General features: G+C 62.0%; 14 protein-coding genes. All 14 read left to right on the top strand.

All coding sequences use genetic code 11. From position 1 onward, the window contains the following. Positions 1 to 8: 8 nt before the first annotated feature. The 14 genes from mlaD to hisH all read left to right on the top strand — a co-directional run bounded on the left by mlaD (position 9) and on the right by hisH (position 11,294). The gene (gene mlaD / locus C8C92_RS00815) at positions 9 to 479 is read left to right on the top strand and encodes an outer membrane lipid asymmetry maintenance protein MlaD (protein WP_096232635.1); all 471 of its coding nucleotides are present in this window, start codon (positions 9 to 11) and stop codon (positions 477 to 479) included. Next, positions 476 to 1,360 (top strand): VacJ family lipoprotein, encoded by an 885-nt coding sequence (locus C8C92_RS00810; protein WP_099761512.1) that lies wholly within the window; start codon positions 476 to 478, stop codon positions 1,358 to 1,360. Before mlaD ends, C8C92_RS00810 begins: the two co-directional genes overlap by 4 nt. A gap of 72 nt (positions 1,361 to 1,432) precedes the next feature. Next, positions 1,433 to 2,068: an ABC transporter substrate-binding protein gene (locus C8C92_RS00805; RefSeq protein WP_116742764.1), complete on the top strand. Its 636-nt coding sequence runs from the start codon at positions 1,433 to 1,435 to the stop codon at positions 2,066 to 2,068. A 52-nt stretch (positions 2,069 to 2,120) separates the two neighbouring features. After that, positions 2,121 to 2,468 (top strand): STAS domain-containing protein, encoded by a 348-nt coding sequence (locus C8C92_RS00800; protein WP_099761517.1) that lies wholly within the window; start codon positions 2,121 to 2,123, stop codon positions 2,466 to 2,468. Between the two features lie 197 nt (positions 2,469 to 2,665). Beyond that, on the top strand, positions 2,666 to 3,583 hold the full coding sequence (locus C8C92_RS00795) for an ABC transporter ATP-binding protein (protein ID WP_116742763.1): 918 nt from the start codon (positions 2,666 to 2,668) through the stop codon (positions 3,581 to 3,583). Then, complete coding sequence (locus C8C92_RS00790; protein ID WP_070290316.1) at positions 3,580 to 4,341, top strand: ABC transporter permease; 762 nt, start codon at positions 3,580 to 3,582, stop codon at positions 4,339 to 4,341. The genes C8C92_RS00795 and C8C92_RS00790 overlap by 4 nt, the downstream gene beginning before the upstream one ends. Positions 4,342 to 4,399: 58 nt before the next feature. Beyond that, a complete protein-coding gene (locus C8C92_RS00785; protein ID WP_010402134.1) occupies positions 4,400 to 4,636 on the top strand; it encodes a BolA family protein in 237 nt (78 codons plus the stop codon). A gap of 4 nt (positions 4,637 to 4,640) precedes the next feature. Then, positions 4,641 to 5,891 carry a UDP-N-acetylglucosamine 1-carboxyvinyltransferase gene (murA, locus tag C8C92_RS00780; RefSeq protein WP_099761525.1) on the top strand — a complete coding sequence of 417 codons (1,251 nt, stop codon included), beginning with the start codon at positions 4,641 to 4,643 and terminating at the stop codon, positions 5,889 to 5,891. 20 nt (positions 5,892 to 5,911) lie between these two features. Then, the gene (gene hisG / locus C8C92_RS00775) at positions 5,912 to 6,592 is read left to right on the top strand and encodes an ATP phosphoribosyltransferase (RefSeq protein WP_099761528.1); all 681 of its coding nucleotides are present in this window, start codon (positions 5,912 to 5,914) and stop codon (positions 6,590 to 6,592) included. Positions 6,593 to 6,618: 26 nt separating this feature from the next. Beyond that, positions 6,619 to 7,944: a histidinol dehydrogenase gene (gene hisD, locus C8C92_RS00770; protein WP_116742762.1), complete on the top strand. Its 1,326-nt coding sequence runs from the start codon at positions 6,619 to 6,621 to the stop codon at positions 7,942 to 7,944. Beyond that, positions 7,941 to 8,879, top strand: a complete 939-nt coding sequence (locus tag C8C92_RS00765) for a site-specific DNA-methyltransferase (protein WP_116742761.1) — start codon at positions 7,941 to 7,943, stop codon at positions 8,877 to 8,879. Before hisD ends, C8C92_RS00765 begins: the two co-directional genes overlap by 4 nt. Positions 8,880 to 8,912: 33 nt before the next feature. Beyond that, on the top strand, positions 8,913 to 10,007 hold the full coding sequence (gene hisC, locus C8C92_RS00760; RefSeq protein WP_116742760.1) for a histidinol-phosphate transaminase: 1,095 nt from the start codon (positions 8,913 to 8,915) through the stop codon (positions 10,005 to 10,007). 19 nt (positions 10,008 to 10,026) lie between these two features. Further along, positions 10,027 to 10,617 carry an imidazoleglycerol-phosphate dehydratase HisB gene (gene hisB, locus C8C92_RS00755; RefSeq protein ID WP_010402123.1) on the top strand — a complete coding sequence of 197 codons (591 nt, stop codon included), beginning with the start codon at positions 10,027 to 10,029 and terminating at the stop codon, positions 10,615 to 10,617. Between the two features lie 38 nt (positions 10,618 to 10,655). Beyond that, a complete protein-coding gene (gene hisH, locus C8C92_RS00750; RefSeq protein WP_099761539.1) occupies positions 10,656 to 11,294 on the top strand; it encodes an imidazole glycerol phosphate synthase subunit HisH in 639 nt (212 codons plus the stop codon). Positions 11,295 to 11,354 lie beyond the last annotated feature (60 nt).

Below are 11,354 nucleotides of genomic sequence, written 5' to 3'. Positions count from 1 at the left end.
GATTGTTTATGCAACGTAAATCTATAGATGTCTGGGTCGGCTTGTTCGTCTTGCTGGGTGTGGCGGCATTGATGTTTCTTGCGCTCAAGGCCGGCAATATGAGCTCGCTGTCTTTCAGCAAGACGTATACCATTACTGCCAAGTTCGACAATATTGGCGGTCTCAAGCCGCAGGCGCCTGTCAAGGGTGCTGGCGTGGTGGTGGGGCGCGTGGCGGAGATCCGCTTTGACGACAAGACGTATCAGGCGCTGGTGAAACTCGACATCGAAGATGGCTACAAATTTCCGAAAGACAGCTCGGCCAAGATTTTGACGGCCGGTTTGCTGGGTGAGCAGTATATCGGCCTGGAAGCAGGCGGCGATCTGACGAACCTGGCAGAGGGCGACAAGATAGCCCGTACTCAATCGGCCACAGTGCTGGAAGACCTGATCAATCAGTTCATCTACAGCAAGGCAGCGGAAGGAAAGGACAGCAAATGAGCGAGTCGACCAAACAATCCCAAGGCAGCCTGGCGCGTATCGGCCTGGCCCTGGCCATCGCCGCCAGCGTGAGCGCTTGCGCCACCGGCACCAATCCGCGCGACCCGCTGGAAGGGTATAACCGCGCCATGTTCAAGTTCAACGACACCGTCGACCAGGCGGCCCTGAAACCGGTCGCTACGGCCTACAAGAAAGTCACGCCATCGTTCGTGCAAACGGGCGTGGGCAACTTCTTCGGCAACTTGTCCGATGTGTGGAGCGCCGTGAACAATTTGCTGCAAGGCAAGGGTGAAGCGGGTTTGCAAGACGTCGTGCGCGTCAGCATGAACTCGACCTTCGGTATTCTCGGCCTGATCGACATCGCTTCGCAGGCGGGCATTCCGAAGCATAACGAAGACTTTGGCCAGACCCTGGGCTGGTATGGCATCCAGCCAGGTCCGTACGTGATGCTGCCGCTGCTGGGCCCATCGACCGTGCGTGACACGGTGGCCCTGCCGCTCGATATGACGGGCGACCCATGGCGCTACAAGGATCCGGTCAATGTGCGCAATATCGGTACGGTGACGCGCATCGTCGACAAGCGCGCTGCGCTGCTCGACGCGACCAACCTGATGGAAGCGGCCGCGCTGGACCGCTATGAATTCATCCGCGACGGCTTCCTGCAGGCGCGCGAAAGCAAGGTTTTCGATGGTGATACGGACCGCCGCGATCGCAAAGTGCCAAAAAACGACAGCAGCGATTATGCGCCGGAGTACGATGCGAAACCCCAGGCGGCCCCTGTGGAAGTCCCATCAGCGACCGCTGCGGCCGATGTGGCGCCGGCGGATCTTGTAACATCTGGTAGCAATACCGTGGCTTCCGAGGCCAGGCCTCAGGAGTAAACTCCGGTACAGAAACACCACGGCTGCGATCAACGCCAGCCGGTGCATAGCAACACCATGAAAGGTAGAACCATGAAATTGATGAAACAACTGCTGGCGATGGCGACCATCGCCTTTGCCACCGCCGCCCAGGCTGCCCCCGCGACGGAAGCACCGGACGTGTTGGTCAAACGCATCAGCCAGGACGTGATCGAGACGGCCAAGGCCGACAAGGCGATCCAGGCGGGCGATATCAAGCGCGTCACCGAATTGGTGGAAAGCAAGATCTTGCCGTACGTGGATTTCCAGCGCATGACGGCCCTGGCCGCCGGCCGCTTCTGGCGCGACGCCACGCCGGACCAGCAAAAGCAGCTGGCCGCGGAATTTCGCACCTTGCTGATCTACACGTATTCGGGCGCCCTGTCGCAGATCAAGAACGAAACCGTGGAATTCAAGCCGCTGCGCGCCGAGCCTGGCGATACGGACGTGGAAGTGCGCTCGCAGGTCAACGTGGCGCGCGGCGAACCCATGCTCCTGAACTACCGCGTGGCGAAAACCCCGTCCGGCTGGAAGATCTATGACATAAACGTGCTGGGCGCGTGGCTGGTGGAAACGTACAAAAGCAGCTTCGCCAGCGAGATCAGCAAGGGCGGCATCGATGGCCTGATCAAGACATTGCAGGCAAAAAACAAGGCCCTGGCCAGCCGTCCGACCGTCAAAGCCAAATAATCGGCTATCATATAGCTCCTGAACCAGCTCCAGACCAGCGCAGCCCGACGCCATGCCCGACTCTCTCGACACCTTGCAATCCCTGACTTCCCTGACCGTGCACAATGCCACTGTGGCATTGGAGCAGGGTCTGGATGCCATCCGCTCGGGTCAGACCAAGTTCGACTTGCGCAACATCAAGGCTGTCGATTCGGCCGCCGTTTCCGTCATGCTGACGTGGCAGCGCGCCGCGCAGGATGCGGGCGGCGTGCTGGAACTGAAAAACCTGCCGAACAACCTGAAAAACCTCACCAAGCTGTATGGCGTCTGCTCGCTCGTCTCGAGCACTTTGAGCGCCGACGACTGCGGCAGCGCCGACGGCCACGCCGAACGCAGCCCGTCCGACCTGCATCATCATTGATCCTGTCCCACTCCCCGCATCAGCAGTAGCTTTCAAGCCGGCAGGCCAGCAGCGCCGCCGGATTGATCTCCAAGTGTTCCACGAATTTTCCAACTATAATTGACTGTTGCGCCGCCCTCGTCTGAAGGGAGCGCCCTGCACCGGCCAGCCGGCCTGGATGTCTCCGGCAACTGGCGCATCACACTTGAAACAAGCACATGACCGCAATTCAAATCACGAATGTAGAAAAGAGCTATAAATCGCTCAAGGCGCTGGGCGGCGTGTCGCTGGCCATCGAAGAAGGCGAGTTTTTCGGCCTGCTCGGCCCGAACGGCGCCGGCAAGACCACCCTCATTTCCATCATCGCCGGCCTGATACGCCCCGACGCGGGCAGCGTCAAGATCCATGGCCACGATGTGGTCAAGGACTTCCGCAATGCGCGCCGCAACCTGGGCGTGGTGCCGCAGGAGCTGGTGTTCGACCCGTTTTTCACCGTGCGCGAAACCCTGCGTCTGCAGTCCGGCTATTTCGGCCTGCCGAACAACGACAAGTGGATCGACGAGGTCATGGAAAACCTCGACCTGACCGGCAAGGCCGACACGAATATGCGCGCGCTGTCCGGCGGCATGAAGCGCCGCGTGCTCGTGGCGCAAGCGCTGGTGCACAAGCCGCCCGTCATCGTGCTCGATGAACCGACGGCCGGCGTCGACGTGGAACTGCGCCAGACCCTGTGGAAGTTCATCTCGCGCCTGAACCGCGAAGGCGGCCACACGGTCGTGCTGACCACCCACTACCTGGAAGAGGCGCAAGCCATGTGCCAGCGCGTGGCCATGCTGAAAACCGGCAAAGTGGTGGCGCTCGACACCATGTCGGCCCTGATCCGCCGCATCGCCGGCTCGCAGCTGCAGGTGCACCTGAAACACGGCAGCCTGCCGGCCGACCTGCAGCACCTGGTGCTGCACCCGGAAGAACAGCAGGCGCCGAACAAGTTCAGCCTGCGCGTCAACGAATACAGCGAAGTCGAGAAAATCCTCGCCCGCCTGCGCGAAGCGGGCGTCGAAATCGATGAAATGCAATTGCAACAAGCCGACCTGGAAGATATCTTCTTGCAGATCATGGATAAAGGTACCGTATGATTTCGACAGGATTTCGCACCCTCGTCTACAAAGAGACGCTGCGCTTCTGGAAAGTGGCGACGCAAACCGTGGCCGCGCCCGTGCTCACGTCGATGCTGTATCTGCTGGTGTTCGGCCATGTGCTCGACGGCCGCGTCGAGCCGAGCCCCGGCGTCAGCTACACGGCCTTTCTGATTCCCGGCCTGGTGATGATGAGCGTGCTGCAAAACGCGTTTGCCAATTCCTCGTCCTCGCTGATCCAGTCGAAGATTACGGGCAACCTGGTGTTCGTGCTGCTGACGCCCCTGTCGCACTGGGAAATCTTCTCGGCGTATGTACTCGCTTCCGTCGCGCGCGGCCTGGCCGTGGGCTTTGGCGTGTTTGCCATCACTTGCTGGTTCGCCGACCTGTCGTTTGTCGCACCGCTGTGGATCGTCATCTTCGCGTTTCTCGGCGCCGCCATGCTGGGCACCATGGGCCTGATCGCCGGCATCTGGGCCGAGAAATTCGACCAGTTGGCCGCCTTCCAGAACTTCCTGATCATGCCGGCCACCTTTTTGTCGGGCGTGTTCTATTCGATCCATTCACTGCCACCGTTCTGGCAGACGGTATCGCATTTGAACCCCTTCTTTTACATGATCGACGGCTTCCGCTACGGCTTCTTCGGCGTGTCCGACGTCAGCCCGTGGCTCAGTCTTTCCATCGTCGCCGGTTTCCTCGTGATCCTGGCGCTGGCCTCGATCCGCCTGCTGAAAAGCGGCTATCGTTTGCGTCATTAATTACGCCACTGATTGCGGCACATCCCATTACTACCTTATTCAATATCAAGGACTTATCGTGACCACCACTCCAGAACTGATCCACGGCTACCTGTCGGCCGGCCTCGAATGCACGCACCTCGAAGTGGAGGGCGATGGCCAGCACTTCCAGGCCGTGATCGTTTCGCCCGCGTTTGCCGGCAAGCGCCTGATCGCCCGCCACCAGATCGTCTACGCGGCGCTGGGCGACCGCATGCGCGAGGAAATCCACGCGCTGTCGATGAAAACCCTGACACCTGAAGAATTCCAAGGATAAGCACATGGACAAACTCCTCATCAACGGCGGCAACCGCCTGAACGGCGACATCGCCATCTCCGGCGCGAAAAACGCCGCGCTGCCGATCCTGTGCGCGGGCCTGCTGACCGCGGGCGACCTGGACCTGACGAATGTGCCGCACTTGCACGACGTGGCCACCATGCTCAAACTGCTGGGCCAGACGGGCCTGAAGGTGCAGCAGGACGGCGACCGCGTGGTCCTCAACGGCAGCGCCATCGACACCCTGGAAGCGCCGTATGAACTGGTGAAAACCATGCGTGCCTCGATCCTGGTGCTGGGCCCCATGCTGGCGCGCTTCGGCGAAGCCAAGGTCTCGCTGCCGGGCGGCTGCGCCATCGGTTCGCGCCCCGTCGACCAGCACATCAAGGGCCTGGAAGCGCTGGGCGCCGAGATCCGCATCGAGGCGGGCTACATCTACGCCAAGTGCGCCAAGCTGAAAGGCGCGCGCATCGTCACCGACATGATCACCGTCACCGGCACCGAGAATCTGCTGATGGCCGCGACCCTGGCCGAAGGCGAGACCATCCTGGAAAACGCCGCCTGCGAACCGGAAGTGACCGACCTGGCGCACCTGCTGGTGGCCATGGGCGCGAAGATCGACGGCATCGGCACCAGCCGCCTGGTGATCCAGGGCGTCGACGCCTTGCACGGCGCCTCGCACGCGGTCATCGCCGACCGTATTGAAACGGGCACCTTCCTGTGCGCCGTGGCGGCCACCGGTGGCGATATCACGCTGCGCAATGTACGCACCGATATCCTTGACGCGGCGCTCGACAAGCTGCGCGCCATGGGCCTGACGATGACCTTCGGCGCCGACTGGATCCGCGCCGAGATGTCGGCCCGTCCAAACCCCGTCAGCTTCCGCACCACCGAATACCCTGGCTTCCCGACCGACATGCAGGCGCAGTTCATGGCCGTCAACACGATTGCCAACGGCGCCAGCCGCGTCACCGAGACGATCTTCGAGAACCGTTTCATGCACGTGCAGGAAATGAACCGCCTGGGCGCCGACATCACGATCGAGGGCAACACGGCCATCATCGCCGGCGTCAAGCACCTGCGCGGCGCGCCCGTGATGGCGACCGACCTGCGCGCCTCGGCCTCGCTGGTGATCGCCGCCCTGGCGGCCGATGGCGAAACCCTGATCGACCGCATCTATCACCTCGACCGCGGCTACGACCGCATGGAAGTGAAGTTGTCGGCCGTGGGCGCCAATATCGTGCGCATCAAGTAAAAACAAGAAAAGGAACGAGCATGAACGGATCGAACAACGGTGACAGCTCCCAGCTGATTCTGGCGCTGTCAAAAGGCCGCATTTTTGAGGACACCATGCCGCTGCTGGAAGCGGCCGGCATCAAGGTGCTGGAAAACCCGGAGACCTCGCGCAAGCTGATTTTGGCCACCAACGATCCGAACGTGCGCGTCATCATCGTGCGCGCCAGCGACGTGCCGACCTACGTGCAGTACGGCGCGGCCGATTTCGGCGTGGCGGGCAAGGACGTGCTGCTGGAACACGGCGGCGAAGGCCTGTACCAGCCGATCGACCTGAATATCGCTTCTTGCCGCATGTCGGTGGCGGTGCAGGCCGGCTTTGACTATGAAAAGGCCGTGCATCAGGGCGCGCGCTTGCGCGTGGCCACCAAGTTCGTGCACACGGCGCGCGAGCATTTCGCCGCCAAGGGTGTGCACGTCGACCTGATCAAGCTGTATGGCTCGATGGAGCTGGCGCCTCTGGTGGGCCTGTCCGACGCCATCGTCGACCTGGTCAGCACGGGCAGCACTTTGCGCGCGAATAACCTGGTCGAAGTCGAGCACATCATGGAAATTTCGTCGCGCCTGGTGGTCAACCAGGCTGCGCTCAAGCTCAAGCGCGAGCGCTTGCAGCCGATTATCGAGGCGTTTGAACGCGCTTCGCAAACTAATTCGCAAGCCTAGACACCTTCAGTAGCAGAAAGCCGATTATGCCGATACAGATACGCAAGCTCGATTCAAGCCAGGATGGTTTCCAACAATCGCTCGATACGCTGCTGGCGTTCGAGGCGGGCACCGATGCAGCGATTGAAACGTCGGTCGCGAAAATCCTGGCCGACGTGAAAACGCGCGGCGACGCCGCCGTCCTGGAATACACCAACCGTTTCGACCGTATCCCGCATGGCGGCGCGGCGGAAATGGCGGCTTTTGATATTTCGCAAGCCGAATTGCAGGCGGCCCTGAACGGCTTGCCGTCGGCCCAGCGCGAAGCGCTGCAGATCGCCGCGCAGCGCATCCGCGCCTTCCACGAACGCCAGCGCGAGGAATTGCGCGGTTTTAGCTACACCGAACCCGATGGCACGGTGCTGGGCCAGAAGATCACGCCGCTGGACCGGGTCGGCATCTACGTCCCGGGCGGCAAGGCAGCGTATCCGTCGTCCGTGCTGATGAACGCCATTCCCGCGCATGTGGCGGGCGTGGGCGAAATCATCATGGTGGTGCCGACGCCCGATGGCGTGAAAAACCAGATGGTGCTGGCCGCCGCGGCGATTGCCGGCGTGACGCGCGTGATCACCATCGGCGGCGCGCAAGCGGTCGGCGCACTGGCCTACGGCACGCAGACGATTGCCGCCGTGGATAAAATCGTCGGCCCCGGCAACGCCTATGTGGCCGCCGCCAAGCGCCGCGTGTTCGGCATCGTCGGCATCGACATGATCGCCGGACCGTCCGAAATCCTGGTGCTGTGCGACGGCACGACGGACCCTGACTGGGTCGCCATGGACCTGTTTTCGCAGGCCGAGCACGACGAGCTGGCGCAAGCCATTTTGCTGTGCCCGGACGCCGGCTACATCGCCAAAGTGGAAGAGAGCATCGCCAGGCTGCTGCCGACGATGCCGCGCCAGGCCACCATCAGCACCTCGCTGCAAGACAGGGGCGCGCTGATCAAGGTGCGCAGCATGGCAGAAGCGTGCGAGATCGCCAATTCCATCGCGGCGGAACACCTGGAAATCTCGGCGGACAACCCGCAGCAGTGGGCCGAACAGATTCGCCACGCGGGCGCCATGTTCCTGGGCCGCTTTTCGTCCGAATCGCTGGGCGACTATTGCTGCGGTCCCAATCACGTGCTGCCAACCTCGCGCACGGCACGCTTTTCGTCGCCGCTGGGCGTGTACGACTTCCAGAAGCGTTCGTCCATCATTCACGTCAGTGAAGCGGGCGCGCAAACCCTGGGCCGTGTCGCCGCCACCCTGGCGTATGGCGAAGGCTTGCAAGCGCACGCGCGCAGCGCCGAACTGCGTTTGAAGCCGCAGCCATGACGCAGGTGGCGGAGCGGCCGGACTGGGTCAACCGGGTCTATTGCGAAGATGCGCTGGCGGGGCTGGCGCGCATTCCCGATGGCTCGGTGGACCTGATCCTGACGGATCCGCCGTACAACCTGGGCAAGGATTACGGCAATGCCTCGGACCAGCAGTCGGTGGCCGACTACCTGCGCTGGACGGAGGCATGGATCGATGCGGCGCTGCCCAAGCTGAAAGCCAACGGCAGCCTGTATATCTTTCTCACCTGGCGCTATTCGCCGGAGATCTTCGTCATGCTGAAACAGCGCATGGCGATGATGAATGAAATCATCTGGGACCGCCGCGTGCCGTCCATGGGCGGCAGCGTGCGCAGCTTTTCATCGGTGCACGACACCATCGGCTTCTTCGTCAAGCGCAAGGATTACTACTTCGACCTTGACGCGGTGCGCATCGCCTACGACGCGGCCACCAAGAAAGCCCGTTCGCGCTCGATTTTCATCGGCGCCAAATGGCTGGAAGTGGGCTACAACCCGAAAGACTTGTGGAGCGTGTCGCGCCTGCACAAGGAACACCCGGAACGGGCCGACCACCCGACGCAAAAGCCGCTCGAAATCATCGAGCGCATGCTCAAGGCTTCGTGCCCGCCCGGCGGCGTGGTGCTCGACCTGTTCATGGGCAGCGGCACCACGGCGCTGGCGGCGAAACGCTGCGGGCGCGATTTCGTCGGCTTTGAGTTGAACCCCGATTACTGCGCCATCATCGAACAGCGCCTGGCGGCACTGGCGCAGGAGCTGGCCGCACCGGCTGCTCCCGCACCGAAGGCTGCCAAGGCGGCCGTGAAGAAGCCGGCGGTGGTGAAAAAGCCGGCCACGGCGAAAAAGCCGCCCGCCGTGAAAAAAACGCCGGCCCGCAAGGCGCGCAGCGCCGGCGTGCCGGAAGACGTCGTCATTTAGTCTCCATTTAATTTCATCAGGAGTGTTTGCAGCATGTCTTTCCTCGATCAGTTAATCAGCAACACCGTGCGCTCCGATGTGCGCGCCGTCAACAGCTACCAGGTAGCCGATGCCAGCGGTTACATCAAACTCGATGCGATGGAAAACCCGTATCCGCTGCCGCCGCAGCTGCGCGAGGAACTGGGCGCGCGCCTGGCCGGCGTGGTGCTGAACCGCTATCCGCCGTCGTACGCCAGCCTGCAGGCGGCCATCTGTGCCAATCTGGGCGTGCCAGCCGGTTACGACGTCATGCTGGGCAACGGTTCCGATGAACTCATTTCCATCCTGGCCATGGCTTGCGCCCGCCAGGAGCCGGGCCAGCGCGCCGTGCTGCTGGCGCCCGTGCCGGCCTTCGTCATGTATGCGCGTTCGGCGCAGTTTGCCGGCATGGATTTCGTCGGCGTGCCGTTGAACCCGGACTTCAGCCTGGACATGCCGGCCATGCTGGCGGCCATCGAACAGCACCGTCCGGCGCTGGTCTTCCTTGCGTATCCGAACAACCCGACGGGCAATCTGTTTGCCAGCGCCGACATCGAACGCATCCTCGCCGCCCTCGGTGACACCGGCATCGCCGTCGTCGACGAAGCGTATGAACCGTTCGCGCAGCACAGCTTCATGGGGCGCCTGCCCGAATTCGAAAACCTGGTGGTGATGCGCACCGTGTCGAAACTGGGCCTGGCGGGCATTCGCCTCGGTTACATGTCGGCTGCGCCGGCCCTGCTGGCGCAATTCGAGAAAGTGCGCCCGCCGTACAATGTCAATGTGCTGACGCAGGCGGCGGCCGAATTCGCGCTCGAGCACCTCGACGTGCTCAATGCGCAGGCGGATCTGCTCAACAGCGCGCGCGACGCGCTGGCGCTGCGCCTGGCGGCGTTGCCCGGCGTGACCGTGTTTCCCTCGAAGGCAAATTTTCTTCTGATTCGTGTGGCTGATTCCGACGATGTTTGTGCAAAACTGCTTGCCCGCAGGGTTTTAATTAAAAATATGAGTAAAATGCATGCTGCGCTGGCCAATTGCCTGCGCATCAGCGTCAGCACCCCGGAAGAGAATTCCCTTTTTTACGATGCCTTCAAGGCATCCCTCGTTTAGCCTATCGCCAGAGCCTCCCATGAACCGCACCGCAGAAATCACGCGCAACACCAATGAGACGCAAGTTCGCGTCGCCCTCAACCTGGACGGCACGGGCCAGCAAAAGCTGAACACCGGCGTGCCCTTCCTCGACCATATGCTGGACCAGATCGCCCGCCACGGCTTGATCGACCTGGATATCGAAGCGACGGGCGACGTGCATATCGACAACCACCATACGGTGGAAGACGTGGGCATCACCCTGGGCATGGCCGTGGCCAAGGCCATCGGCGACAAGAAGGGCATCCGCCGCTACGGCCATGCGTATGTGCCGCTGGACGAGGCGCTGTCGCGCGTGGTGCTCGATTTCTCGGGCCGCCCGGGCATCGAATACCACATCCCGTTTACGCGCGCCATGATCGCCGGCTTCGACGTCGACCTGACCCTCGAATTTTTCCGCGGCTTCGTCAACCATGCGGGCGTGACCTTGCATATCGACAACCTGCGCGGCACGAATGCCCACCATCAGTGCGAAACCGTATTCAAGGCCTTTGGCCGCGCGCTGCGCATGGCTGCCGAGCTCGACGAGCGCGCGGCCGGCATCATTCCATCGACCAAGGGCAGCCTGTAAGCGCCGCTCTCGCTATACTGTAGATTCCGGGATCAAACATGAATAAAATTGTGGTGGTGGATTACGGCATGGGCAATTTGCGCTCGGTGGCGCAGGCGCTGCGTGCCGTGGCGCCGGAAGCCGATGTGCGCATTTCCGGCCTCGCTGCCGATATCGACAGCGCCGACCGCATCGTCTTGCCGGGCCAGGGCGCCATGCCCGACTGCATGCGCAGCCTGCGCGAATCGGGCGTATTGGAGGCGCTGCTGCGCGCCGCCGACAGCAAGCCCGTGCTGGGCGTGTGCATCGGCGAGCAAATGCTGTTCGACGGCAGCGAAGAGGGCGATGCGGCCGGTCTGGGCTTGTTGCCAGGCAAAGTCGTGCGCTTCCAGCTCGACGGCCAGGTGCAGGAAGACGGCTCGCGCTTCAAGGTGCCGCAAATGGGCTGGAACCAAGTGCGGCAAACGGCGTCCCATGCGATGTGGGAGGGCATTGCCGACAACGCGTATTTCTACTTTGTGCACAGCTATTTTGCTCAACCTCAAGAAGCGGCGCACACGGTGGGCGAGACTGTCTATGGCGCACCGTTCGCTTGCGCCGTCGCGCGTGATAATATTTTCGCGACACAGTTTCATCCTGAAAAAAGTGCTGCCGCTGGCTTGCAGCTGTACAAGAACTTTGTTCACTGGCAACCTTGATGTGAGCTACGTGACCTTTTCAGCTTTTTTTCGCTTCTTCACTCACTTTAAACCACACTG

This window comes from Janthinobacterium sp. 78, assembly GCF_003096775.1.
In the GTDB taxonomy this organism is placed as follows: Bacteria; Pseudomonadota; Gammaproteobacteria; order Burkholderiales; family Burkholderiaceae_D; genus Janthinobacterium; species Janthinobacterium tructae.
Note: the sequence above shows the minus strand (reverse complement) of the source record. Positions and strands in the feature narration are given on the sequence as shown.

What these genes read in the sequence shown, in the direction of transcription:
- mlaD (WP_096232635.1), top strand. Translation starts at nt 9, where the DNA reads ATGCAACGTAAATCTATAGATGTCTGGGTCGGCTTGTTCGTCTTGCTG.
- C8C92_RS00810 (WP_099761512.1), top strand. Translation starts at nt 476, where the DNA reads ATGAGCGAGTCGACCAAACAATCCCAAGGCAGCCTGGCGCGTATCGGC.
- C8C92_RS00805 (WP_116742764.1), top strand. Translation starts at nt 1,433, where the DNA reads ATGAAATTGATGAAACAACTGCTGGCGATGGCGACCATCGCCTTTGCC.
- C8C92_RS00800 (WP_099761517.1), top strand. Translation starts at nt 2,121, where the DNA reads ATGCCCGACTCTCTCGACACCTTGCAATCCCTGACTTCCCTGACCGTG.
- C8C92_RS00795 (WP_116742763.1), top strand. Translation starts at nt 2,666, where the DNA reads ATGACCGCAATTCAAATCACGAATGTAGAAAAGAGCTATAAATCGCTC.
- C8C92_RS00790 (WP_070290316.1), top strand. Translation starts at nt 3,580, where the DNA reads ATGATTTCGACAGGATTTCGCACCCTCGTCTACAAAGAGACGCTGCGC.
- murA (WP_099761525.1), top strand. Translation starts at nt 4,641, where the DNA reads ATGGACAAACTCCTCATCAACGGCGGCAACCGCCTGAACGGCGACATC.
- hisG (WP_099761528.1), top strand. Translation starts at nt 5,912, where the DNA reads ATGAACGGATCGAACAACGGTGACAGCTCCCAGCTGATTCTGGCGCTG.
- hisD (WP_116742762.1), top strand. Translation starts at nt 6,619, where the DNA reads ATGCCGATACAGATACGCAAGCTCGATTCAAGCCAGGATGGTTTCCAA.
- C8C92_RS00765 (WP_116742761.1), top strand. Translation starts at nt 7,941, where the DNA reads ATGACGCAGGTGGCGGAGCGGCCGGACTGGGTCAACCGGGTCTATTGC.
- hisC (WP_116742760.1), top strand. Translation starts at nt 8,913, where the DNA reads ATGTCTTTCCTCGATCAGTTAATCAGCAACACCGTGCGCTCCGATGTG.
- hisB (WP_010402123.1), top strand. Translation starts at nt 10,027, where the DNA reads ATGAACCGCACCGCAGAAATCACGCGCAACACCAATGAGACGCAAGTT.
- hisH (WP_099761539.1), top strand. Translation starts at nt 10,656, where the DNA reads ATGAATAAAATTGTGGTGGTGGATTACGGCATGGGCAATTTGCGCTCG.